The 24,699-nt window shown below is 44.9% G+C and carries 19 protein-coding genes; 4 read left to right on the forward strand and 15 right to left on the reverse strand.

All coding sequences use genetic code 11. The annotated features are described in order from the left end of the window. Positions 1-178: 178 nt before the first annotated feature. The 3 genes from DESDI_RS12565 to DESDI_RS12575 all read right to left on the reverse strand — a co-directional run bounded on the left by DESDI_RS12565 (position 179) and on the right by DESDI_RS12575 (position 2,664). A complete protein-coding gene (locus tag DESDI_RS12565; RefSeq protein ID WP_015262993.1) occupies positions 179-736 on the reverse strand; it encodes a hypothetical protein in 558 nt (185 codons plus the stop codon). Positions 737-1,099: 363 nt separating this feature from the next. Further along, complete coding sequence (locus tag DESDI_RS12570) at positions 1,100-1,702, reverse strand: DUF3786 domain-containing protein (protein ID WP_015262994.1); 603 nt, start codon at positions 1,700-1,702, stop codon at positions 1,100-1,102. Positions 1,703-1,833: 131 nt separating this feature from the next. Beyond that, on the reverse strand, positions 1,834-2,664 hold the full coding sequence (locus DESDI_RS12575; RefSeq protein WP_015262995.1) for a TIM barrel protein: 831 nt from the start codon (positions 2,662-2,664) through the stop codon (positions 1,834-1,836). Between the two features lie 212 nt (positions 2,665-2,876). On the opposite strand from DESDI_RS12575, the gene DESDI_RS12580 reads away from it, so the two are divergent. Further along, complete coding sequence (locus tag DESDI_RS12580) at positions 2,877-3,056, forward strand: small, acid-soluble spore protein, alpha/beta type (RefSeq protein WP_015262996.1); 180 nt, start codon at positions 2,877-2,879, stop codon at positions 3,054-3,056. 83 nt (positions 3,057-3,139) lie between these two features. On the opposite strand, the gene DESDI_RS12585 is transcribed toward DESDI_RS12580, so the two are convergent. Continuing rightward, a complete protein-coding gene (locus DESDI_RS12585) occupies positions 3,140-3,571 on the reverse strand; it encodes an Hsp20/alpha crystallin family protein (RefSeq protein WP_015262997.1) in 432 nt (143 codons plus the stop codon). Positions 3,572-3,874: 303 nt separating this feature from the next. Here DESDI_RS12585 and DESDI_RS12590 point away from each other — a divergent pair, with 303 nt between their 5' ends. After that, positions 3,875-4,369 (forward strand): CarD family transcriptional regulator, encoded by a 495-nt coding sequence (locus tag DESDI_RS12590; RefSeq protein WP_015262998.1) that lies wholly within the window; start codon positions 3,875-3,877, stop codon positions 4,367-4,369. Between the two features lie 151 nt (positions 4,370-4,520). Here DESDI_RS12590 and DESDI_RS12595 read toward each other — a convergent pair whose 3' ends face one another. Genes DESDI_RS12595 through DESDI_RS12610 form a run of 4 tightly spaced genes read right to left on the reverse strand, consistent with a single transcriptional unit; the run spans position 4,521 to position 11,691 of the window. Beyond that, positions 4,521-7,361, reverse strand: a complete 2,841-nt coding sequence (locus tag DESDI_RS12595; protein WP_015262999.1) for an NHLP bacteriocin export ABC transporter permease/ATPase subunit — start codon at positions 7,359-7,361, stop codon at positions 4,521-4,523. A gap of 47 nt (positions 7,362-7,408) precedes the next feature. Further along, entirely contained in the window at positions 7,409-9,586 is a 2,178-nt protein-coding gene (locus DESDI_RS12600; RefSeq protein WP_015263000.1) for an NHLP family bacteriocin export ABC transporter peptidase/permease/ATPase subunit, read from the reverse strand. Between the two features lie 32 nt (positions 9,587-9,618). Continuing rightward, positions 9,619-10,557, reverse strand: a complete 939-nt coding sequence (locus DESDI_RS12605) for an NHLP bacteriocin system secretion protein (protein WP_015263001.1) — start codon at positions 10,555-10,557, stop codon at positions 9,619-9,621. A gap of 15 nt (positions 10,558-10,572) precedes the next feature. Continuing rightward, positions 10,573-11,691 (reverse strand): ABC transporter substrate-binding protein, encoded by a 1,119-nt coding sequence (locus DESDI_RS12610; RefSeq protein ID WP_242825398.1) that lies wholly within the window; start codon positions 11,689-11,691, stop codon positions 10,573-10,575. A 235-nt stretch (positions 11,692-11,926) separates the two neighbouring features. Here DESDI_RS12610 and nlpM point away from each other — a divergent pair, with 235 nt between their 5' ends. After that, a complete protein-coding gene (gene nlpM / locus DESDI_RS12615) occupies positions 11,927-13,321 on the forward strand; it encodes a nif11-like peptide radical SAM maturase (RefSeq protein WP_015263003.1) in 1,395 nt (464 codons plus the stop codon). A 187-nt stretch (positions 13,322-13,508) separates the two neighbouring features. Here the strand turns inward: nlpM and DESDI_RS12620 are convergent, their stop codons facing one another. The 5 genes from DESDI_RS12620 to DESDI_RS12640 form a co-directional block, all read right to left on the reverse strand. Then, entirely contained in the window at positions 13,509-13,748 is a 240-nt protein-coding gene (locus DESDI_RS12620; protein WP_015263004.1) for a Nif11-like leader peptide family natural product precursor, read from the reverse strand. A gap of 119 nt (positions 13,749-13,867) precedes the next feature. Continuing rightward, entirely contained in the window at positions 13,868-14,242 is a 375-nt protein-coding gene (locus DESDI_RS12625; RefSeq protein WP_015263005.1) for a hypothetical protein, read from the reverse strand. After that, positions 14,235-14,858 carry an RNA polymerase sigma factor gene (locus DESDI_RS12630; RefSeq protein ID WP_015263006.1) on the reverse strand — a complete coding sequence of 208 codons (624 nt, stop codon included), beginning with the start codon at positions 14,856-14,858 and terminating at the stop codon, positions 14,235-14,237. Before DESDI_RS12630 ends, DESDI_RS12625 begins: the two co-directional genes overlap by 8 nt. 178 nt (positions 14,859-15,036) lie before the next feature. Continuing rightward, positions 15,037-17,967 (reverse strand): AfsR/SARP family transcriptional regulator, encoded by a 2,931-nt coding sequence (locus DESDI_RS12635; protein WP_242825399.1) that lies wholly within the window; start codon positions 17,965-17,967, stop codon positions 15,037-15,039. Positions 17,968-18,207: 240 nt separating this feature from the next. Next, positions 18,208-18,894, reverse strand: a complete 687-nt coding sequence (locus tag DESDI_RS12640) for a CDGSH iron-sulfur domain-containing protein (RefSeq protein WP_015263008.1) — start codon at positions 18,892-18,894, stop codon at positions 18,208-18,210. A 217-nt stretch (positions 18,895-19,111) separates the two neighbouring features. Here DESDI_RS12640 and DESDI_RS12645 point away from each other — a divergent pair, with 217 nt between their 5' ends. Then, positions 19,112-20,635, forward strand: a complete 1,524-nt coding sequence (locus DESDI_RS12645; protein WP_015263009.1) for a YifB family Mg chelatase-like AAA ATPase — start codon at positions 19,112-19,114, stop codon at positions 20,633-20,635. Positions 20,636-20,848: 213 nt separating this feature from the next. On the opposite strand, the gene DESDI_RS12650 is transcribed toward DESDI_RS12645, so the two are convergent. Both DESDI_RS12650 and DESDI_RS12655 read right to left on the reverse strand, forming a co-directional pair. Then, positions 20,849-22,735 (reverse strand): aryl-sulfate sulfotransferase, encoded by a 1,887-nt coding sequence (locus DESDI_RS12650; protein ID WP_015263010.1) that lies wholly within the window; start codon positions 22,733-22,735, stop codon positions 20,849-20,851. 150 nt (positions 22,736-22,885) lie between these two features. Continuing rightward, a complete protein-coding gene (locus DESDI_RS12655) occupies positions 22,886-24,409 on the reverse strand; it encodes an SLC13 family permease (RefSeq protein WP_015263011.1) in 1,524 nt (507 codons plus the stop codon). Between the last annotated feature and the right edge of the window lie 290 nt (positions 24,410-24,699).

Genomic DNA, 24,699 nt, shown 5'->3' on the forward strand with positions numbered 1-24,699 from the left:
TCCTGCGTGGCTTTAGGCAAATCTCCTTCTCCTTCTATTCTTTTCCTAAAAATATATAATGTTATACTATACCGATTAAACTATCTACTTTCTGATACGTATAAAAAAGAGTGCCGCAACCATCTCATTAGATAGCGCGGCACTCGATTATTTGGAATATCTGAGTTCTTGAATATAATTATTTTGCAGCTTTAGCAGCATCAACAATAGCCTTAACATATCCAGCAGTATCAGCTAAGGTGGAGCCAGTTACTGTGTCAACAGGCATTTTTTCTGCAGGTGTAGAGGTAAGAACACCTTCTAATTCAGTGATGGTTTTTCCTTCGCAGAATTCTACAATGGCATTGAAGTTATCAGCATAGGCAACAGTAGATCCAGCTTTTTCTTTCATGTTGTTGCTATAGTAGTCATTGTTGACAATTTTAGAAGCCAGCACTTGAGCAGGATCTTTGTAGTTTTTAGCTGCGAGGCCTTCGCTATTAGCAAGACCTGTAGCCTTATCAGCAGGCATGAATTGATACTCGTCAAGGGAAACCCCAACGATTTTATCACCTTGAACAGCAACAACAGCAATAGTTACTGCATTGGAACCATGAGCAGCAGCATCCACACGTCCCATTTTAATAGGCTCTACGGCAGCTGGCGGGTTAGTAGCGGTAGCTGAAGGAGCTTGGGAACAACCTGCAAGTCCGACCAATAAACCTAATGAAAGTACAACACCCAAAACCTTTTTCATTTCTTTTCCTCCCAATTCTTGAGTACAGTTTTATATTTTTAGCTTAATAGCTAAAATTTTACCAAGTAGCTTTTGACCCGTGAAAAGACACACATCTTTACTCTCGCGTATCAAATTGCGCACACAATAATTGTCGCCAACAAGTATCACTTAAAAAAATGACTTGTTTGGCATAATTATACCCCCACAAGCACATTGTAAGGACTATCTTTATCGAGTACTTTTGCATTATAAAATATCGTACTTCTCTATGTCAATACTATTTCTGAATTTAAATAAAAATAATTCTCATTTACTAGCAAAATTTTCTAAAGTTGATAGATTTGCTCAATGGGTACTGATAACACTTATGTGTAGCCTAATCTAGGTTGTAGCTAATTTGTGCAATGCCAACACAACCATGCTTGCTAAAACAGCATAATCCTCTGTGGGCAGAATCGATCCCGCCGATCGATCAAAGAGAATATTACCTGAGGCCGAAAACTCCTCATCCCCTTCCCATAGGACCATGGTAACGGGAACCTTAGGGAATACTTCAACAGAGACTGCAACATCTCCCAACGAGACAGGTACTCCGCCTATTTTGCACGCAGCTTCCACTAAGCTTTTGGGACGGTGACCGAAGGACTTTACTAAGGGATTAATCGCTCGGTTGGTAAAGGGCTGAGTATAGATACTTCCACCCGGAAGCTCTTTATAGGTTATATATTGGCCAGTTTGCATGGCAAGCGAGCGATTTACCAAATAATGAAGGATAAGGATTTGAGCAGGTACGGATATTTCTCCCTCCCCTGATGTGTTTGCGAAAAACTGACCTGATGGATAGTCTACAGAGAATTTCCGGCCAAGAAAATCGATCTTTATCCTATTCCCATCGATTGGATAACCCGAGTACTCCGCTATATCCTCAAGGGTTATCTCGTGGAATTTGGCTAAAGCAACATCATGGGCAGCTGTATAATCCATTCCCTTTCCTCCTTCGGACACTCGTTTGCCTTTTTCTTATGGCATCATAGAGTGTTAATTTTTATTAACTCTCTAATTCTTGCACACCTAGCGTTTTTCCTTCTAAATAATTTAGGCGTTTCTATCTTACTTCACCCTAAGCTACGATACGTAGTTTGCATCAATAAAGCATCGACTTCAAGGTTGGGGCTTTCACAAATCACTAATCCTTCTACCCCGAAGGTGTGAAGTGCTTTTATCAATTCCGGATAGCGAAAATCCGCTTCAGCCAAGACTAAATGCTTCTTTTCGCCCTTTAGTCCGTAATCGATACCCGAAACATGAAAATGCGCATTCTTCACCCATTGGTCGCCAAGAGCTTGAGCGGTTTCTTCGAGAACCTGACAAAACTCATCATAAGTATTAATCTTTCCATTGCTGCGTGCATAGAGATGGCTGATATCAATACAAGGGAGTACTCCGGGCACCTCTTGGGCCAAGTTCAAAACTTCCCGAAGGGTACCTAGCTGTGAGGGTTTCCCTGTCGTCTCCGGTCTTAATATAATTTCGTTACCCTCAACATCTAGAATCTCACGAACTTTCATGAGTTCGCCTGCTGTTCGCTCTAAAACCACCTGGGGATCATCATCATGGTAAAAAGCTGGATGAAAAACCACGCTTCTTACGCCTAGGATCTTACTAATCCGTGCACTATGCAGAAGGCGATCGCGGCTGGCCTTTACCTTTTCCGGTTCTCGTGAATTGAAGTTAATCCAGTATGGACCATGGCAGCTTAAAGCAACATTCTCTTCAAGCGCTATCTTGGCAATTTTGCTAGCCTTCTCTTCTCCCATCCGGACACCATGAACAAATTCTATTTCCATGGCATCCAGTTTAAGCTCTCGGACTCTCTTCACCCCTGCTTCCGTCGAACGTACCCGGGCCGATATAGGAACGCCGGCCGTCCCAAATAACAATGGCACAAATATCCCCCCCTCATTCGTTTCCTATTTCAATCGCTTAGGTTTCCCCTAGGATACCATGTTCTAACCAATGCAGCCAAATTTTTGATAATTCATATATGATGAAAACAACATTTAGCTTCACATAAAATTTGCTCTAATGACACAAACTAGAGTTACTTGCTGAAGTGCAAGACATCTTTTTTTGCCCCGAGATGAAAGGAGGAATCTAGATGTCCAGACGCCGCAGTACTATGTCCGATAACCTTAAACAACAAATCGCTCAAGAGCTTGGATTTTCGGATACCTTAAAACAAGAGGGTTTCAGCGGAGTTTCTTCCAAAAATTGTGGTAACATGGTAAAAAAAGCGATTGAGATTGCCGAGCGCAATATGTCCGGTCGTATGTCCTGATTGTTATAGAAGGTAAGTAAGCGAAAGGGATTAACTCGCATTATAGAGTTAATCCCTTCTCAGTAGTTTCATCTCCTTTTAGGCTAATGAAAATCCACTTCAATCGTACGGGCTGCAGGATGGCGATCCTTAAGAAAGGACAACTCTAATACCCCATTTTTATAACTAGCATGCGCCCCATCGGCTTTAACCACTGCCGGAAGGGTTAGGGTGCGGCTAAATCTCCCATAATACCGTTCTACACGATGAGTAGAACGTTCTTCTCCCGAATTTGTTCGCTTAATTTCTCCACTGATGGTCAGCTGATTTTCGTCAATTTCAATACAAAGGTCTTCTTTCTTATCAAGCCCTGGTATTTCGGCAGTGACATAAATTTGCGAAGAGGTTTCTTCCACATCGACTCGATACAAAAATTGAGCAAGGTCCTCTTTCCCTCTTCCTCTTAGGAGATTGCTATTTATATCATCCCAATACTGGTCGAATATCCGAAAAGATCCATATGGGACTAATGGCATTGTTTTCACCTCTCTAATTATTTAAATTCTGGGCAAATCAACTCAAATCTAGTATGGCAATTCCTAATAATATCATACCCAGAAAATAATGAGATTTCTGAAGCATTAAACCCAATGTAAACAATTGGCAATTACGTGGTGGGAGATTTTCTGCTATACTTAATTGTTAAATAACAGTTGCAGAACTCTGGTTCTATGCATAAACAGCTTATCACCACTTATCTATTTTAATTAGCAAAAGCATTAGTGGCGGTCAGCGATGGACAAGTATAATACTAAATTGCCGAGAAGGAGGATTAACAAATGTATAAAATTAATGATTATGTAGTATACGGCTCAACCGGATCATGTGAAATCGTAGATATTGTCATGGAAAAGGATATAAGCAATAATGATACAGAATACTATGTTTTACAACCGGCTTATGACAACAATATAACGATTAAGACCCCCGTGAACAATCCTAAGGTCTTGATGAGACCCATCATGACCAAAGAGGATGTCTTATCATTAATTGCGACTATGCCGGAACTGGAACCCATCTTAGCTAGCGACGATCGGCATAAAAACGAAAGCTACAAAGCGGCACTTAAAACAGGTCAAAGCGAAGAATGGGTAAAAATAATTAAAGCCTTATATATCGAGCAACAACAACGTCTTGAAGTGGGTAAGAAACTAGCAAAAGCCGATGATGACATTATGAAAGCTGCTGAAAAAAATCTGCATGAAGAGTTTGCTTTAGCCTTAAATATTTCGCCGGATGAAGTGCACCCCTATATTCTTGCACATGTTCATTAGGTTTACAGAATTATCCATATTCTCATCAAGGGTAATCATCGAATAATGCGCTACAACACGGTAATCAAATATATCTCAAAAGCCAAAAGGAAGACCCAAGCATTATTTGACTTGAGTCTTCCTCTTTTTGCAATATACTTTTATGCTGGATTTAAGCGAGTTGTCTGTGTACGAGGTTTGCGAAAACTCCGCTATTGCTCATCAGCTCATCATAGGTACCACTCTCAACGATTCTTCCCTGATCCATAACGATAATCATATTACAGTTAATAATCGTACTTAAGCGGTGAGCAATGACAATCCGGGTGACCTTCATCCGGTCAAGGCTTTGACTGACAATGGCTTGAGTTCGATTATCTAGGGCACTGGTAGCTTCATCAAAGAAGAGAATTTTCGGCTGATTGACTATGGCCCGGGCAATCATCAAACGTTGCTTTTGCCCGCCGGAGATAGTCGAAGCTCCCTCACTAATCATGGTATGCATTCCCATGGGCATGGCCTGAATATCCTCTTCAATTCCGGCCATTCTGGCTGCTGCCCAGGCATCGTCGATCGTCAGATAAGGATTAGCACCCACAATATTTGTGAAGATATTCCCAGACATGAGCTGACCATTTTGCAGTACAACACCCAGCTGCTTCCGGATCGACCGTATATCTACTTTCTCCAGGTCCTGGCCATCGTAATATATATTTCCGGTCTCTGGCTTTTCGAAGCCCAACAAGATTCTTAGCAACGTCGACTTTCCACAGCCGGAAGTACCCACTAAAGCGACATAATCCCCTTCCTTAATCTGGAGAGATATGTCTTTCAACACCAGAGGCCCATCTTCTTTATAACGAAAAGAAATGTGATCCATCTCGATCGAGCCTCGCAGAGGGACAGGGGTGATCTTCGTCTCATCATACTCCGGTAGGGTGTCTAGAATCGGTTTAGCCCGTTGATAGAGAGGAATCACAATATAAGAACCAATAATTGATTCCGCCAAGGAAGACATAGAAAGGGTAAAGGAGATAAAAGCTGCATTGAAGCCGATGAACTCCCCCGGTGATAACTGACTATGGCCTGCAGTGAGAGCATAAAAAATGATCATACTGGCAAGGAGGGGGAAAACATCATGAAAGGTCGTCAGCCAATTCCCTAGAATCCTCCTTTTATAGACGAATTGACGTTGTTCACTGAACCTCTCAGCCCATCGGTAAAAGGCTCTAACCTCAGCACCTGCAACACGAAACTTCGTGATACCGCCGATCAACTGCAGCATCATTCCTGAAATTCGATTCGAGATATCTAATATTTTTCGCTCATAGCCCACTTGCCGGTACCCCAAAAAAAACATGATGAGCAGTGCTACGGCCACTAAGATCGTGGCCACACCGGCGAGCTTGCGGTCATAATAAAACATTAAGACCAGAGTAAAAACTGAAAAGATACTAGACAGAACAGTATTTAAGGTGACACCCGAGAGAATTTTGCGAATCTGACTGATGCCCATTGCCCGCATTGCCAATTCACCCGCTGGAAACTGCTTGAAAAACGGCACTGGTAAACTCAGCAAGCGATCCCAAATAGCTGCCTGAATTGCTCCCTCCATTTTTCCCTCTATCCGCAAGGTCGCCATGCTGCGTACAAACTGAAAAATCATCGTTGCCAAGGCACTAGCTCCCAAAAAAAAGGCGATTTGGACTAAGTGCCCCCTCTCTCCTTCAGGAATAATGGTATTAAAGATGATTCCTGTGGCTAGAGGGATAGCTGTCCCTAAGATCCCACCCAAGATACCCATCAAGAAAATCATCAGGAAGTCCCTGCGCCAGCTATTTTCCCACCCTAAGTTTAGCAGGTCGCGGGCGGTGATTTTCTTTTCAGCAAAGGGACGATAGAAGACAAAGCCAAAGGCATCGATCTCCTGTGCTGTATCGCGATCAACAGTTCTGGTGACCCCTTGTGTATAATCATGAAGGAAATATTTTGTCGGTGCGGAAGGAATTAAGGCAATCGGTCGATGGTCTTTTTTCATATAACCCAGGAGAGGACCGCTATCTTTTGTATACCAATCACCGTGTAAGGCGACTTCCCTCACCCGCACCCGTGAGGCCCGAGCGATATCATCCAGATGCAGTTCTCTTCGGCTCCCTAGGACTTCTGGGGGGGCGACAATCTTCATCTGCATCGTTTGACCCACTAGGCGACAAGCATCCAGCAAGACATCTCCTGTCTGATCTGTTAAAGCCTTGGTTTCCACTTTTTCAGTAATTGCCGCTAACTTCGAGATGGCGGTATCCATCAATCGTCGATCGGATTTACTTTTCTCCTCCAGCCGCTTTTCCTCAGATTCCCTTTTTTTGTCCCAGAGATTGCTTGCTGCTTGCACAACTTGCGAATGGTATCCTGCACGAAGTGAATCCTTGATTAAATACTCATACACAGATATGAATCCTTCAGCTGTAGAAGCGACCTCATCCTGAGAAGATCCGAGATCGAAAGCAGTCTTTGCCTTCTGAGAGATGTCTTCGCGTCCACTAATCTGAGCTAAACTATGAAGCCATTGGCCTATAGCCTTGTTAATCATCTCTGAGATTTCTTTGTCCGCTCCTCGTTGTTCACTAAGGGCTAGACCTTGTAGTTCTTCATGAGCTGTTCCCTGGAATTTCTTATGGGCTTCCTCGTCAGCTTCTTCGCTGTCCATAAGTAGCCCTGTTAGTTGCCTGATGTCAAATCTCAGTAGACTCGAACCCAATAGCCCTGAGACCAACAAGCCTTTTTTGTGAGGGGTACCTTCAGGAGTTATTCCAAAAAGCCAATCGCCAGGACAGGCTTCAAATAAGAAGGTTTTGGTCCCTGTCTGTAGCTCTTCATCCATAGTCGATAAAAAGACAGCCGCCTTCCCCTGCTCCACTATCCAAATATAGTGGTCTTCATGAAGAAACAGTGATTTTTGGCCATCCAGAGGTATTCTCACACCCTCTTGTTTAAAGAAATCCCAGTTATTCATCTCACTCACCTGCCGATCACGACTGTTTATTTTTCTTCGTCCCCACTTTAACCTGTGGCGATCAGTTTGGCATAAGTCCCTGCGGCCTCATATAGCGACTCATGGTTTCCTCGCTCAATAATCTTCCCCTTTTCCAGCACAATGATCTCGTCACAATCCCGTATCGTACTAAGGCGATGAGCAACAATGATACAAGTGCACCCCCGGTAACGAATATGTTCATCTACGTTTTTCTCCGTTATTGGATCTAGGGCACTGGTAGCTTCATCCATAATTAGAATAACTGGATTTCCGGCTAAAGCTCTGGCAATCTCCAGCCTCTGCCTTTGACCTCCGCTATAATTTTTACCGCCCTCTTCCACTATTTGCTCATAGCCCCCTGACCGAGCAGTAATATCATCATGAATACAGGCATCCTTAGCAGCCCGGATCATCTCGAACTCTGAAAGGGTTCCATCCCAGAGGGTAATGTTTTCCTTGACTGTTCCATGAAACATACAAATCTCTTGATCCACCATCGCTAAAGAATTGCTAATCACTTCCTTGGGGAAAGAGGAACGGGGTTGCCCATCAAAAAGAATCTCACCGGACCAAGGATTGTGGATACCGGCGATGATTTTGGCGATGGTCGATTTGCCGCTACCGGAGCCGCCGACTAAAGCTACCCGCGACCCGGGTCTTAGACTTAAACTGAAATCTTCAATTAAGGGCGGTTCCAAAATACTATAGCCAAAGGTAATGTTCTTAAGCTCCACATAGCCTGAGAGCTTATGCCCCATCGAAAGCGGCGCGTTCGCGCTAGCTTCTCCTTCGTGACTCTCGTGGACGCTTTGCTCCCGATCGAGTGGATATTTTAAAACATCGTCTAAGCGATTCATCTCGCCTTCCATTTCCTGAAGCTCAGCTCCGAGTCCCACCAGTCCGGTGACGGGCATCATAAAGCTACTCATCAAGCTTTGGAAAGCCACCAGCATGCCGATGGTCATTTGGCCATCGAGAATCAAAAAGCCACCAATCACTAAGACGAGGGCGTTATTGATGCCAGTTAAAAAACTGGGGAATACAGATAGAAACTGAGAAGAAACCCCTAGCTCCTGTTCTGCATTGAGCAATTTTGCCTGATATCCCGACCATTGGGCAAAGAAGTTAGCTTCCGAGCCTGTGGCTTTGAGGGTCTCGATAATTTGCAGACCCGCCATACTTGAGCCGAGCAGTTTTCCCTCATCTTGCAGTAATTTGCGGTTCAGATCGACCCTTCGGGCAGATACCGCAATCAAATAGAATACATTAATCAAAGCAATTGCCAAACCTACTAAGGCTAAAATCCAGCTATAGCTGAGCATTAACGCAAAGTAAAAGATAATCATGAGGACATTCAGTGCCGTAGTGGCTAGTTTCCCTGACAAGAGCTTCGCTACCTTATCATTGCTTTGTATCCTGGAAGTGATATCACCGGCGGCGCGCTGGGAAAAGAATTCACTGGGTAGACGAAAAATGTGCCACAGAAACTGACCGGAGGTGGCTAAGGCAATCTTCGTTTCTAATCTAAGCAAATAATACTGCTGCATCCAAGTCAGAACTCCTCTGAGCATTGCCGTAATGCCCATGCCCAGCAACAAGGGTAGCATCCAAGAATCGAGACCGCCCAACAAAATATCATCGACAAATACTCTGGAAAACACGGGTATTACTAAGCCGGGAATAACTAGGGCCAGACCCAGCAGAATGATATAGGTTAAAGCTTTCTCCGAACCTTTAAGCCTTTTCTTTAAGGCAGTGCTTATATTTGGTTTCTTATTATCCTTTTGAAATTCAGGGGTTGGTGTGAAGGAGAGGACAATGCCCGTAAAGGATTGGTTAAATTCTTCTTCGGATACGACCCTCCTGCCTGCTGCCGGATCATTCAAGTATACTTTTCCTTTATGAAAGCCTTCCAGAACGAGGAAGTGGCTAAAATTCCAGTGGATGACCAGGGGCAGGGGCATCCCACGCAAAGCATCCGGTTCTTTTCGGTAACCCTTCGCTTCCAGACCATGACCCCGGGCAGCCTTCAGGAGATTACTGGCTTTACTCCCATCCCGGGAAACACCACAATCAATTCTCAATTCCTCCAAGGTAATATATTTCCCATAATATGCTAGAATCATAGCCAAAGACGCCGCTCCGCACTCCACCGCTTCCATCTGCAGCACTGTGGGAACCTTGACGATTTTCTGTTTTACCACCTAATTTCTCCCTCCCTTCCGGCCCCCTTAATTTAAAAGGGTATGACTTTCTGAATGGGCTTCTCCCGCAGGGTGATAATCTCCGAGCTAATGATGGTCCCACTCTGAAAAGACATGGGGGGTCCTAGGGGAGATGACCAGCGATAGCCACTTTCTGTTGCATTGTCAGGAATCAAGTCGATCTTAACTAATAAGGGAGCACCTTGCCCTGCTAGTAAGTCGACCAAATTTTCATTGCCCAAAGTTTGCAACATACTTTGCGCGGTCGCCGGATACTCCGCTACAGCATTCACCCGCCCTATCAAGTAACCATACTCTTCTTTGTTGACTGTGGTCGGGGAGATTTGGCATTCCATGCCGGGACGGAGCAGACCACCTTGTTCGGCTGGAACATAAACTACCGCTTCCAGCTTGACTGTATCACCATACTGCTCAAGGGTCGCCAGTGTATCACCCGGTTTGATGATACTTCCTTTGCTAATATTCAACTCTAATATGCGGCCATCAATTTCTGACACAACTTGAGTTTGGTAGACTAATTCACTGCGGAGCTGCTGTATCTGTTCCTCGATTTTGGCATTAGCCGGATCTTCTCCTTGTCCATTGTTTTCCACGGCGTCTTGTCTGCTTAATAGTTCATTGATTTGAGCGACTAACTCCGGTTGCTCAATTCTTGCGATGACATCCCCTTGCCTTACCTCTTGCCCCACCTTCACGCGAATATCACTGATCTGACCGGTAACGTGATGCTGCAGAGAAAACACCCCGCCATTATTCAGAAGAATCCCTTGTCCCTGAACCTTCGTGGGAATGCTCCCTAATAGTCCCCAAGCGACCCCACTTATTAGAATCAGCCCTATTGCCACTAGGGCTAGCCAGGCCTTAGGTGAAGTCACCTGAATCCGTTGATCAAGCTGCTCCGGAGAGGACAGTCTCGTCAAAGAAACTTCACGAAATAATCCTTTCTTCATATCTGTACCCCCCCGCTACTGCTTAAGATACTCAAATCGTCCGTCCTTGACCTTCTTCAACACTATCAGGTCGCCGATGTCATCACCCTGCTCATCGAACCGGTGCACCCCTATCACTCCCTCCCATGCTCCCAAGTCCCTTAATCCTTGGGCAACTGTAGTAGGATTAGCCAAATCAGATTTTTCCAAGGCAGCTGCCAGCAAGTTGACCGCATCATACCCTGTAGCTGCATAAGAGGTAGGTGGTTGCTGATATTTCTGTCGGAAAGCTTCGATAAAGTCTTGGGTCTCGGAACTGGGACGCTGGGGATTAAAGAAGGAACCTACCAGCAGCCCTTCTGCAGCAGCCCCGGTAGCCCCGGTCAGGGAAAGTGAGTCCCATGAATTTCCGGCAGCTAAGGGCTCCTCAATGTTTACCGCTCTGGCATCCATCAAAAATTGAGCCCCACCTTCCGCCGCAATCTTGGCAATAAAAATTCCATCAAAACCAAAAGCCTGCCATTTATCATGCAAACGTTCTAAATCCTCTAGATTGCTATAGTAATTAAAACGATCCACGATTGTTATTCCCTGGGCACCGGCATAGTCTTCAAAAGCATTGGCCAAACCATTGCCGTACGAGTCATCGGTATAATAGATAACCATCCGCTCATGGCCTTGTTCCGCAAGGTAAATCGCCAATTGCCGAGCGATCTCTGCATCGGAGGGAATATTGCGAAAGACATGGGTGTACTCATGCTGAGTGAGTTCCGGTGAAGTCGAAGCCGGAGATACCATCGCCAATCCGGCCTGATCATAAATAGAGGATGCCGGTATCGAGATAAAGGAATTGCGATGACCGATGACAGCCTGCATCCCTTTATGGTCCGCGAAGGACTGAGCGGTGGCCAATCCCTTCTCCAGCTCTGCCTCGTCATCAGCTTTAAGCAGGCTCAGCTTGCGACCTTGTATACCGCCCTGATCGTTAATCTCTTGAACGGCCAGATCAAGGCCTTCTTCAAATAAATCATCTGGGGAGGCAAAGGGCCAGGCAACACCAATGAGGATTTCTTCACTTGGGTTGACCTGGGTACATCCCAGAGGCCATAGGCTGAGCCCTAAAAAGAGCATAATAACTATTGATTTTTTAATCATCCTACTTTGCAGCATATCTACACCTTGCTCTCCGAATTATTCTCTCTCCCTGGATTCGCCTAAAAGGTTCAGAAGGATTTAACTTATCAAGTTAAAGATTATCAAGCCTACGCTAACCACAGACTTATCCTCATCTAGTTAATACGTGATAATTGATTATTCATTACAATCTTTCTGTAATGCTCTAAAGCTTTTTACGTATAAACTAATAAATGGACATTAGGGAGAGAAGTACATGTACAAAAAGGAAGTGGGTCCCTTTCACCTGTTTGAATACCAAGGCGATCATTATCTGCTAAATATCGAAAAGATGTCCGCCCATCGAGTGAGCGCGGAACTTTTGCCAATCTTGCATAGGCTCCGGGAGCCGCAAGCAACACTTCCTGCGAGGCAAGAACAACTGCTCAAGTCATGGGATCTAATTAGGGAAGGCACGGAGAAAGACATATCAGTCGCGAAGATAGAGCCTGTCCCCATCACTTATATGTACCTTTTCCTCACCCAATCTTGTAATCTTCGCTGTATTTACTGTTATGGCGACGGCGGCGAGTACGGAACCGGCGGCAGTATGGACATTACCACGGCTAGGCAAGCTGTGGATTGGCTTATCGCCAAGTCGGGGAAAATGAAAAAAATCTACTTAGGATTTTTTGGTGGCGAACCTTTTATTAATTTTGCACTGATGAAAACCACAGTGGAATATGCCAAATGCAAAGCTCAAGAAGCCCATAAAGAAGTTGCCTTTTATGTGACGACTAACGCTACATTATTAGATGACGAAAAAATCGCTTTTATTAAAGAACATCACATTTCTGTACAGATTAGCTTTGATGGTCCAAAGGAAGTCCAAGATGCCCAACGTCCCTATGCCAACGGTCAGGGCTCTTATGACTCGATTGTGCCAAAAATCCAAAAATTACTCGCCCTTGCTCCTACAGTTTCCGGACATGCGGTTCTTTGGGGTGATACTGATCCTCAACTTGTTAAGGCTAACCTGCAAGACCTAGGATTTACCTCCATCTCCCTTTCCCCGGCCTCCCATTCCCTCTTCGCTGATGAATCTGAAAAAAACAGCCTCCGCAAAACCCACGTACAACTCCAAGCTTTAGAACAAGAAGCGAAAACCTGGTTGCATCATCTCCGATGCAGAGACATAGATAGCCTCCGTGGCTTAATCGCATGTAGTGCAGGATATGGGGTTTACCCCGGTATGATAACCTTGCTGCACAATCGCCATAAATACCATTTTTGTGGTGTCGGTCGCAAGATGGTCGGTGTATCAGTAACAGGAGACCTCTATCCCTGTCACCGCTTTGTAGGCAACGATGACTATAAATTAGGTCATGTTGACAATGAAAAATTTAACCGAGATGATTATCTACAAAGCCCTGTTTACACTCAGGCAAACTGTGCCTCGTGCTTTGCTCGCTATTATTGTGCGGGTGGCTGCCTGCATGATAATCTTAGCTCTAGCGGCTCCCTAGACATTCCCTCAGAAGAGATCTGCCGCCTCAGGCACCGTGAACTTGAACTGGCCTCAGTCATCGTGTCAAACCTCAGCCCTGATGATCAAGCCTTTTTAGTCAATGAACAAATTATTCCTCCCAAACCCTGCCCTCTTGATTTTTAAAAAATTATTACACTCTGGCTTGGCACTTGCGAGGGGTGTATTAAACTTAATCCGAGCCTTGTCAGACATAAAGGATGGGAGCATATCATTTTGATATGCTCCCCTTGTTTTAGTTTCCTTTAGCGTTGACTAGCATAACTGACCTTGGATTAATCGACTAAGTCCAATTGGATGCCGCTGAAGAGTCTTAGAATAATTCTCTTAAGCCACAGGAATCTAATACGCAACCGCCACCGGCAACAGCATCTAACTCGCTGTCACTCATTTCATCGCCAAGATCCTTTAGTTCTGCAGGGCTAAAATCGAAGCCATCCTCTTTTACTAGTACCCGGCGCTCTTCTGCGTCTTTGGCTGCCATAACTTTCTTGGCAAAGTCCTGATCAGTTTTCATTTTCTCCATGAATGCTTTTGCGGATTCGATACTCATTAAATATTCCCTCCTATTATTTGTGTACCCTGTACACAGATTAACCTCTTCAACTGTTAATACGATTTTCTCTGGATAGTATTACAAGAGATCACTACAAAACTTTTTGATTTTTGCCATCACAGTTTGCAGTATGGACATCTCCCATCCACAGTAATATTCCTTGACCTTGAACCGCATCTCGGGCATTCTTGCCACCCGCTCTGTTGAGAAAAACCTGCTGCAACATAGTCCAAATCCTCTTCACCTAACTCCTCATCTCCACTGAATTCCCTTAAGCCAACCGGATTGACCTGATCTAATTGGGCTAAAATCTTTTCCTTTAAGATATCGCGTATCTTACTGTTCGAGCTTAAGTCATTGGTGAGCATCGTCTGAGCTAAGAACAAAAGTTTTCTAATTTCTGGATCCTCCACCGCTCCCAGATCTTTTTCCCCGGCAATGATCTGCTCCAGATACGTCAAATAAGCATCTGCCTTTTGCTTCTCATTCATAGACACACATCCCTTGTCTTGCCAAAACTATGCGCAACTGTCGCATAGCCCGAAAGAGGATAACCCCTGTATTACTTTCGCTGATGTCAACGAGCTTGGCGATCTCACGATTGCTTAAGCCACTCCAGAACTTCAAAGCAATAATCTCTTGTTCACGTTGACTTAAGCAAGCAATGGCCTTGAGGAGGTGATGTTGGATCTCATTTAATTCCACTATAGTTGCCGGATCGGGCTCACGAGCTACAATGTTTTTGGTATATTCATCAAGGGAAATAACATGTACTCCCTTTCGGCTTCGATAGTAATCAGTGATGGTATTCCGGGCAATGCGAAAAAGCCAGACAGAAAAAGGGGCTTTGTCTTTCTGGTAATAGTGATTTTTGGTAAATACTTTCTCAACGATTTGGCTGACCAGATCTTCGGCATCATGATAATCGGCCACCCGATAATGCACATAATTATTAATCCGAGGAAAGTAATAATTGTAGGACTCTGTAAAGGAGTTCTCATCCTCTTGCACAAGTTCAATCAGTGCTCTTCCTGACCCCTGAGTTAATATGGCCGATCCCCCCTCGATCTGAAAACTTCTGCCCGTAGCCTCATTATAAAAATCCAACTACCACCAAAAGTGCCACCATACTTTTGCAGATTACCCTAGTAAAAAAAAACAGTTGTCGGAGTGCAATATAAAAGAGGAAAACCATTTTTTGGTCTTCCTCTTTTTATATTGCACTTTGAGTTACTTTTTAAGTTACTTTTTGAGTTACTTTTTGAGTTACTCTTGGCGTTAATCATTAGTTCTCGATGCTCGCGATGGAATGTCCCATCTTCGCACACCGCCGTATCAATTCCCTGGCCTTGGACTTTTCTCCCGCTTCCGCGCACCCCTCCAGCAGGACCGCCGCAGCTCTAAGAAAGAGTTCCTCAAGGTGGATTCTTGTACTTTCAGCCCACAGTGCCTCCAAGTCATTCAGATAGCGTCCAGTGTAGTGTTCCACAACCTTTTGGGCGTTCCCAAAGCTTGGCTGCTGTGCGAACACTGCTACAGCTTGCTGGAAAGCATCGAGATCACAGCTAATTTCAGCCATCTTTAGACGGTACATACCACCCTCATATACGATAGGGTTACCGGCCCCTACACTCTCAAAAGCCCGTCGTATCTCACCGCGGCGGGTATGAAATAAACTGGTCACATTTGCCTCGCTGTCCCACCACAGGTCGTTCAAGATATTTTCTTTACTGACCCCTTCACGATGCTCTAGTAGATAAGCTAAAAGCTCACGAGCTTTCTGAGTGCGGATCTTAATCGGGTTTTTCAGCTCATGGGCAGGAGCCATGTAAAAGGTTCCCAGGGTTTTGATATAAATCCGAGCACAAGTATACTCTCCGTACCTGAAAAGCTCGCGGGTATAGTCCGGCATAATCCCTTCATCTGCTGCCTGCTTCAAGACAGCAGCAAAAAGCGGCTTAAAGCGAATGTAGTAGCGGTGATCATTTTGACGGGAAAGTTCCAGAAAGCGGCAGATATAACTCTGAGCCTGCTCCGCATCACCCTCTTCCAAATAAATGGCCGCCAGCTTGCCATAAGCAAGGGTTGCATAGGCATAGCAGCCAATTCCCTCGCCGATAGTGATCGACTTTTTATAGTATTCTATATACTGTTCCTTATTCTTCTTCATCACTTGCAGGGCATTGGCCATCCGCCCAAAGGCCACGGTCTGAAAGAAGGGGGTGGTATCTTCGATAAGCAAAAGTATCTCGGCAATAATCTGCTCAGCTTTATCCCGATGTTCTAAGATTTCCGCACAAGCCTTCCATATCTTCACAAATAACCAGTGCTCGCGGGTGCTGCGATTTAAAATAGCATATTCTTCCGCCATGTTCAGATAACGATCAGAGACTGAAAAATCAGCAGCTTCTCCCAAGTAATATTTTAGCTGCTCAGCGGTATTAAGAGTTTCGGCATACAAGAGATAATTGATGCTGAACTCTTCATGAAGACCCAATTGGCGCATCCGATAAAGCTCCGCATCTAGCAAGGGCAGCGCCTTTTCTTCCTGCCCGGCAATCTGGTAAGCTTTAGCGGCATAGACTCCCACCCCATGGCGCATCAGCTGATCCTGCTCTTCTTGAGGAATGGTCAGAGACTTTTCATAAGCCTTCAAACAATTTTTATAATCTCCTTTATAAAAATAGATGACCGTGAGATAGCGCTCAAACCAGCCTTTAATTCTTAAATCTCCATTCACTAAGCATTTATTCATCATAGCCATTGTTAAATCCATGGCCTCGGATAGCTGGGAGATGAGCGTCAGGTTGTGAATCTTTTCAATGAGAACTCCGTACCAGACTGACATGGGTGTACCTTCCAGAAGGGGTAGCAGACAATCTAGGCACGCATTGCTCTCCGCGAAGGAAGACCTGTTGCGCAGTACTCTTGCCGAATGGGTCATAGCCAGTATATAAAAGTCCTTGTCTTCACTTATTAACTGGGGGGTTGCTACTCTGAGGTATTTTTCTGCCTGGTAAAAGTCGCCGTGATCAGAAAGGTAAATCCCTTTGATTAGTTGAACCCTTGGGGTTAGCTCAGCGTGGCGAACCTCAAGAAAATCAAAGTACCTTTTTAAATCTCTGTTGCACCCTTTGGCAATGAGTTCTCCTGCCATTGCACTGATACAGTCATGAATAATTATCGTATCCTCAACTAAGAAGGCGTACTCAGCTGCCCGCCCATAATCTCCGCTTGCGTAGTAGCTATCCTTGGCCTTCTGCAAGATTCTCCATCCCGTACCCTCATCATTTTGTTGTAAAAAAGTACGGAATAAGGTGTGGTAGCGATAAGAGGTAGTAGACGTTCTCAAGGTAAAGAGGTTTCTGTGCACAAGTTCTTCGAGGATTTTCTGGGAATGGTCGATATCTAACAAACGATTACAGGTTACAACCTCCAGCTCCGGGAGCCGAGAAGTGGCTTTCAAGAAATCTCGGATTTCCTCCGTTAGCCCCATGAATATTTCATTAAACAGATAGCGGCTAATATCTCGCTCAGCCTCAAGCTTCGCTAAAGAGAGCTCTTTATTGCCCTCTGCCGCCAAACGATAGGATTGAATGGCTAAAGTCCATCCCTCAGTGGCTGAAAAGGCGGCCTCATCTGAAAATCCCCATAGTCTTGTCGCTTCCTCCTGGCTGAAGCTCAAATCATTTTTGGTGAGCTCAGTCACTCCACCAGCCATTTTTAAGCGAAAAAGACCACTCCATAATTCATGACGACTAGCCATGATCAGAGTAATCTGAGGAGGACAGCCTTTGATCATTTCTGCAAGAAGATCTGTTAACTGTGGATTGGCAATCACATGCACATCATCCATGATAAGGGTCAGCCTATTGCTACCCATTGCTTTTAACAACGCAGAAAGAACAACCGGCACAAAGGTATCACTCCCCGTAAAGGGAATATAGTCTGTGGCATGAAACTCAAACTCGACCAGTCTCTCCCTAAGCGAAAATTCCAGGTGCTGTAAAAAGAATAACGGCTCACGATCCTTACCATCCAGAGCCATCCACACAACATCTTCACGTCCTCTTGCGTATTGCATCAAGAGGGTGGTCTTACCATAGCCTGCATCAGCATGTATGTAGGTAAGCTGAGTGCCGGGGAGACCAATCTTATCCAACAAATGGGGGCGTTGTAGGAGTGCCTCAGTGCCTTTTGGCATTATATTCCTCAACCCTATCCCCCCTTCAATCGTCAGCAATTTAAGAACTCTTACCTTTAAAATTAGACCCTCTCCACTAAAAATCCTTCTCCCTTACGTTCCGCAGTAATTTAATTTTCAAGTATGCGGATCTCCTTCACTTACCGCCCGTTCAAAATCAGACAGGAATCTGATTTTGAACGGGCAATCTTTTTCAAAAAAAATGACTGTCGCCAACATTTACTGATAAACATTTGGTGACAGCCCCGCGTATTATTGTTCGTCTTTGTATTTCATCGGTACATGTGTCGCATCACAGAAGGGTTTTTTCCTCGACTTTCCGCAACGGCACAAGACATATCTGTTTCTAAGCTCATATATATATCCGTCTTCTGATTCTAGGGGAATCATGCCTTTGACAAATATCCCGCCACTGACTCTCCTCTCAGGGTCTTGAAGTATCTCGATGGACGGCTCGTATTCCGGTTCAATGACCTTGCCGGTTTTATCCATAACCTGCAATCTTCCGGCCGGACATTCGACAGCCGTTTTAATCGCCAGCTCCCGGAACCCTTCTTTGTCGGACTCTTCGATTAGCTGCCAGACATTCCCCTTCTCACTGTGACAAAAACGCGCAAAGGCGCAGCGATTGTCATCCAAAAGATCTAATTCGGGTCCTTTAAATAATTCAGCCCTATCTTCAAATCTGTCTCGTGAAGCCGTCTCTGTACCATCAAAATTACAATCGACATGAGAGCCATCACAGAAGGGTGGATTCTTTGACTTACCGCAACGACATAAGGCATATGTTTCAGCTTGCGGTAACTCGCGTCCTGGTTGGTATTCGTAGGCTTTGCCCTTAGGGGTGATGATGCTTTCCTGCAAGGGAACATTCCCAGTCACAATATAGGGGCCATCCTTGATGATCTTAATTTTACATTCGCTTTTTTTCTCGTCCATTATAATCATATCCCCTTAACACTATAATTCTAGCACTATTTCTTACTATTAATTAACTTGTCGCTATATTAACCTTATCACTATAAGAAGATTGAAGTCAAACTAAGATAGAACATTTATAGACTCATTTTGTCATCGTACAACATTAATCTCCAGATAGTGCTGGAAGGAAACTGCCTATTTCTGTCGAATTCTTCCTTCTATGGGAGGGATTAGCTTGTTTGCATCTGTGCATGGTATGGCGGTTTTCGGGATTCAGGCTCACTTAATACAGGTAGAGGTGGATGTCTCGAATGGTTTACCTGTGTTTGACATTGTTGGGCTTCCGAACACAGCAGTAAGGGAGTCACGCGAGAGAGTTCGTTCGGCCATTAAGAATTCTGGGTTTGATTTCCCTTTACAGCGCATCACGGTCAATTTGGCTCCGGCTGATCTGAAAAAGAACGGCTCTGGTCTGGATCTGCCGATTGCCATCGGTATCTTGGCGGCTACTGGACAATGTTCGGCCAAGAGCCTTACCAATAGAGTCTTTGTCGGTGAATTATCCCTAGAGGGGCATCTGCGTCCGGTACCCGGAGTCCTTGCTATGGCTGTATCTCTAGCACAGCACTCTACCTATAGCTTGATCGTCCCTCCCGAGAACATACAGGAAGCCAACCTAATTGAAGAAATCGCGAGTGGATCCGCGGATAATCTGGCACAGCTCGCCTCTTCTTTAGAGAAGGATCTATTCCTTGCCCAACCCCAAGCAGAACCTTCCCCCGAAGAGATACCTTCGGATAATACCATCAATTTAAGCACGGTACGTGGGCAACAGCAAGCGAAAAGAGCTTTAGAGATTGCCGCTGCCGGTGGTCACAATCTCCTCTTGCTTGGGCCTCCCGGCTCTGGAAAGACTATGCTTGCCAAAGCCTATGCTGGGATCCTCCCTCCTCTAACACGGGTGGAGAGCTTGGAAGTCACCAAAATATATAGTGTGGCCGGGTTGCTCGGTCACATGGGCCAGCTTATTCAGGCACGGCCTTTTCGCCAACCTCACCATTCGGCAACAGCGGCCGGTATTCTGGGGGGCGGGCGCGATATGAAACCCGGAGAGCTTATTCTTGCTAATCATGGGGTGCTGTTTCTCGATGAATTGCCGGAGTTTTCCCGGGAAGTGCTAGAATCTCTACGCCAACCCTTAGAAGATCGAGAGTTGACCCTTACCCGCCAACGAGGCAGTGTCAAATACCCAGCTCGACTGAGCATCGTCGCTAGCATGAATCCCTGTCCCTGCGGTTGGTACGGAGATCCGAAGCGTTCCTGCATCTGTTCACCACGGCAAATCGATAATTATCGGGGGCGCATATCTGGACCTTTACTTGACCGCTTTGATCTACATATTGAAGTTCCACGAGTGGAATTTGACGAGCTACATAGCCATCCGGAAAGTGAGTCCTCCCCAACTGTGCAAGCCCGTGTTCTTCAGGCTCGCCAGCGCCAATGGACTCGTCTGGGCGAAAGTAAGACTAATGCTGAAATGAGTGCGGTGGAAACATCAGCCTACTGTGGCCTAGATTCCACAGGTGAGCAGCTGCTGCGCAATGTCTTTGAGCGACAACACCTGAGCGCCCGCAGCCATGATCGAATTCTCCGGGTTGCCCGCACGATTGCTGATTTAGATAGCGAGAACCATATCCTTCCTCGTCATCTCGCCGAGGCGCTTCAATATAGGGCCCTGGACCGTACTGTTACATACTAACACTTGAGTAATTTCTTGTGTGACATTGTCCTAGGTATAAAAACGCCTGGATTCGACCCTTCACTAAGGATACATACGGAATATAGGAAACTCATCTTCTTAGAAAGCTTGGTCAATATCCCCTGTGTAAAAAAAATTAAAGCAAACGGCTGGAGAGTATGGTGTTACCACTACTCTCCAGCCGTTTCCTCTTTTTGAAAGTTCTTATTGTGCTTAAGCCTTGATGCTAACTCCGGTCTCATAGAGTTTTTCTTCCGCCACGAGTTGGACATTATACTTCCCGGATAATCCAGTCTTGTTAATATAGGTATCAATATTGCGTGGATCAGCCTTTTGGAAGGTTCCTACGCACATTGCTTGGAAGGCCTGGGGTACGGTATTGATCGGATAACGTTTTACCCCACCGGCTTCATCCACTAGGAGCAATTGAGCCAGCTCACCGGCATCAAAGATAGCATTAAAGAGAATACGATCTTCTTCTTCAGTGATAGATGCTAGATAATGCTCCGGCACCAGTGTACCTGTCACTTCAGCTTTGATCTTCATTTTTGTTTCTTCGGTTTGAATTAGATGGCCAAGGATTTCACCCTCGCCCAATTCGACAGTTTCGTGAGCATAGTAGAGCGGCAATTTTTCAGCGCGGTAACAGTTGGCCGGCACTTGCAATTCATACATTAACACATCGTCTTTGATCTCACAGGTGATGGAATTGAAGGTATAGACATTATCCTTAAACTCCGGTTGCATAGTTTTCATGACCGCCATACCTTCGCAGGTTTTGCCATTTTCACAGCCGATTCCACCGGAGTGAACCAAGTAGTGACCTTCATTATAATACTCGACATTGCAAATGTAAGGTGAGAAATATTCAGCACCCCGTTCTTTGCCATACTGCCATACTTGCTCGATAGTCATCTTTTCGGTATCAATGCGGTATCTGACCCCACGACTGAAGTTTTTGCTATTAGGCCAGTAATTCTCTTTGTTCTTTGCTCTGTAGTGACCGTTATCAAACATCATGATATCCCCGTCAGGTAACACAACACAAGCGTGTTGCTCATACTGCCAGTCAAATTCTCCGTCCCCAACTGGGGTGAAGAAGTATTTTTCCACCATCTCTTGAGGCCAGCCTTCCGGGTCGCCGATAATCCAGTTTAATTCTCCTGTCTCATAGTCAAGATTGATCACAGCGTCTTGGTGACGGCCAGATAAGCTTAAGCTGTTGGTCTTTTTATCGTACCAAACGGCGTTGTTGTGGAACCAGTCATGCTCATCTTGACTTCCTGAACCAGCCACATTCTGTGGTAATACTTTCTTGTAATCCCAGGACTTCAGAATTTCTCCTGTCTTAGCATCCAACAATACACACATATCTTCTACTGTACCTGAGTAAAAATCAAAGGTGAGCACCAGGATATTGCCGTCTTCCATGGCGAATTGATCATGATGATAGCCGCTGGGCAGAACGTACTCTTTAAAAATCTTGCCACTAAAAGCCATCTCGTAGAGACCTGTGGTGAAATAAGGCATTTTTACTAAACGTTCAGTACCTACGAGAATATGACCGTTGGGTAAACGCTTGAGATCAAAAGCAAAATTCCTCGTGGCATACCAACGGATATCCCCTGCATAGTCATAGCCGACTGGCATCGCTCTCATAGCGGCAGTCAGGAACATCAGATTGTTCCCCATGTATTCAGGTGTCGTCTTGATGGAGGTAGCAACCGGGACATCGGGATGAAGAGGTTCGGTCTTGATGGTTATGGTGTTTTTTTGGCCATTAGCCATGACGATATCCACTTTGTTTTCGTAATCAGCATAGAGGCCATAGACGGGCAAAATATGACGCTTACCTGCCGGGAAGGTATGGCGGATATCCCCGAGATGCTCTTTACCACGTACGATAATTGTCGCTTCTGTGGCTGCCGGTGTTTCAAATAATACCATGGCCGTCAAGGGAGAAGTTCCATATGGATTAAGCTTGACTAGGGGATTTGCAAGGGTATAGTTGTCGGCTGCGAATTCTGCTAAAAATCCCTTTTCTAACTCACTTTGCTGATGGATAATATGAGGAATTTGTTCACTTTTAATCGGACTCATTATGCAACACTCCTAATATTATTTTTTAATCCTATTCAGAAATATTATTAAACACTTTTTTCATCTATATTTCGCCCGTATGTGATCCAATGGTAAGAAAGAATAATCCTGAGAATACTGCAAGCTTTCCGATACGGTGTTGTCTTGTTTTTAAAACAGCAACTTAGCCAACGGATAACCAATGAAGATGTAATATACCAGAGTGACAACGCAGATCGGAAAACCCAAACGCATAATTTCACCGGTGTTATAGACATCCGTTCGACCATGCATCATGCCGGCATGAGGAGAAGCGGCAGGAGTCAACATAGCCACAAAAACCATCATGGTCACTCCCATGGCCACCGGCATCGGATCTAGGCCCATCTGACCGCAGAAAGCCAGGATTACCGGCATCAGTACTACTGCCATAGCAGCGTTGTTGGCAAAATTGGTAATGATCAATGCCACTGTAAACATGATGGCTACAAAGCCCATCTCTGATTGTCCGCCCAGAATTGGGTTCAACGCGTTCAGCAAGAAATCTTTAATACCGGTAGCATCATTTGACAAGGCATTAGCTCCATAAACTGCGGCAGCGATCATGAAGAAAATACCCCAATTGAATTGCCTATAGGCAACCACTTTAAAATCCAATACTTCTCTGCCCTGATAACGAATGAGGCAGAAAAAGACAACCCAGGCTACGGTCACGCCCAAAGGCCCTAGAGTTGCTAAAAAACTTACCACCGGAATACTTCTATCCAAGAAGCTCGGCACCAGCAGCATGATGATGTATATAGGGATCATAATCATCATTAACACCTGTGGCCAAACCATCGGGGGCAGCGCCTGTTCTCTGGCCAACTGGTCTGCATCGACGCCCTTGAGCTTGCTGATATCTGGACGCACGATAAATTTCAAAACGAGGATATACACGGCCAAAAGTAGCATCGTACTTATAAAGTTTAAGGCCATATAAGGCGCATACGGCACCGGTGTCATATCAGCGGGAACACCCGTCATATTACCAAACGCACTTACAACAATCAGTTGAGCACCGGTAAAGGGGAACAAGGGTTGACCCAAAGTCATAACGGCAAACATACCCACAAAGAAATAGGGCCAGATTTTATCACTGCGTTTTACTCCCATTGTGTCCATAATGCGCAAGGTAATCGGCCACATCAGGATCAAACCAGTGATCGGTGATACCAAGGTGGAAATAACAAAGCAGGTAAACCAAACTACACCCATAAAAGCGTAGGGTCGGCCATTAATAATTTTTCTAGTCAGCAGCCAGCGCGCAATATATTTGGTGCATCCTGCTTCGTCCATAGCGCCAAACAAGACCATAGCAAACAATGTCAGCAAAACCGTGTCCGCGCCAAAGGCATTGAGAAAAACGGATTTAAAGCCGATAGCGCCTTGTCCCGCATAGCCGGATAAAGCAATGCCCGTTAGGCCCAGCAAGCTTGGCCACAGACTACCAACGGTCGACCACAAATACACCATACCCAGAAAAGCACCAACGACCTTCATTCCCACTGGGGTAATCGGTTCAATCGGCGACATAAACCAAAAAATTACTATAATTGCTAATCCAATAAAGCTATGGATATACATTTTTTTATCAATAGGGGATAGTGTTTTTTTAACAGAAGTAACGTTGTCAGCTCCAGTAGCAGGTTCCATAGTTTTCCACTCTCCTCGATACTTATTATTTTCCATTTTCACAGCTGGTTTCTCGCAGATAGAATCCTAGTTCCATTAACTACATCGACACGTAGCATAGCAGGATTTACAATAACTTCTTCATGTCCTTTTGCGTAGGAATAATTATTAGCAGGAACCTAGGCCATGATGTTTATGTGCACTTTCACAATTCCTCCTTTAATAGTTCGTTAGAATCTTTTAAGATAACTAAATCAAATAGAATCTATAGATTAATTTTATTCTAGTTGACACCTTAAGCTTTGTATAAT

The organism is Desulfitobacterium dichloroeliminans LMG P-21439 (genome assembly GCF_000243135.2).
GTDB lineage: Bacteria > Bacillota > Desulfitobacteriia > Desulfitobacteriales > Desulfitobacteriaceae > Desulfitobacterium > Desulfitobacterium dichloroeliminans.

What these genes read in the sequence shown, in the direction of transcription:
- DESDI_RS12570 (WP_015262994.1), bottom strand. Translation starts at nt 1,702, where the DNA reads ATGGATTATACAGCTGCCCATGATGTTGCTTTAGCCAAATTCCACGAG.
- DESDI_RS12620 (WP_015263004.1), bottom strand. Translation starts at nt 13,748, where the DNA reads ATGAGTATCGAATCCGCAAAAGCATTCATGGAGAAAATGAAAACTGAT.
- DESDI_RS12605 (WP_015263001.1), bottom strand. Translation starts at nt 10,557, where the DNA reads ATGAAGAAAGGATTATTTCGTGAAGTTTCTTTGACGAGACTGTCCTCT.
- DESDI_RS12610 (WP_242825398.1), bottom strand. Translation starts at nt 11,691, where the DNA reads ATGATTAAAAAATCAATAGTTATTATGCTCTTTTTAGGGCTCAGCCTA.
- DESDI_RS12650 (WP_015263010.1), bottom strand. Translation starts at nt 22,735, where the DNA reads ATGAGTCCGATTAAAAGTGAACAAATTCCTCATATTATCCATCAGCAA.
- DESDI_RS12585 (WP_015262997.1), bottom strand. Translation starts at nt 3,571, where the DNA reads ATGCCATTAGTCCCATATGGATCTTTTCGGATATTCGACCAGTATTGG.
- DESDI_RS12590 (WP_015262998.1), top strand. Translation starts at nt 3,875, where the DNA reads ATGTATAAAATTAATGATTATGTAGTATACGGCTCAACCGGATCATGT.
- DESDI_RS12655 (WP_015263011.1), bottom strand. Translation starts at nt 24,409, where the DNA reads ATGGAACCTGCTACTGGAGCTGACAACGTTACTTCTGTTAAAAAAACA.
- DESDI_RS12565 (WP_015262993.1), bottom strand. Translation starts at nt 736, where the DNA reads ATGAAAAAGGTTTTGGGTGTTGTACTTTCATTAGGTTTATTGGTCGGA.
- DESDI_RS12625 (WP_015263005.1), bottom strand. Translation starts at nt 14,242, where the DNA reads ATGAATGAGAAGCAAAAGGCAGATGCTTATTTGACGTATCTGGAGCAG.
- DESDI_RS12580 (WP_015262996.1), top strand. Translation starts at nt 2,877, where the DNA reads ATGTCCAGACGCCGCAGTACTATGTCCGATAACCTTAAACAACAAATC.
- DESDI_RS12595 (WP_015262999.1), bottom strand. Translation starts at nt 7,361, where the DNA reads ATGAATAACTGGGATTTCTTTAAACAAGAGGGTGTGAGAATACCTCTG.
- DESDI_RS12640 (WP_015263008.1), bottom strand. Translation starts at nt 18,894, where the DNA reads ATGGACGAGAAAAAAAGCGAATGTAAAATTAAGATCATCAAGGATGGC.
- nlpM (WP_015263003.1), top strand. Translation starts at nt 11,927, where the DNA reads ATGTACAAAAAGGAAGTGGGTCCCTTTCACCTGTTTGAATACCAAGGC.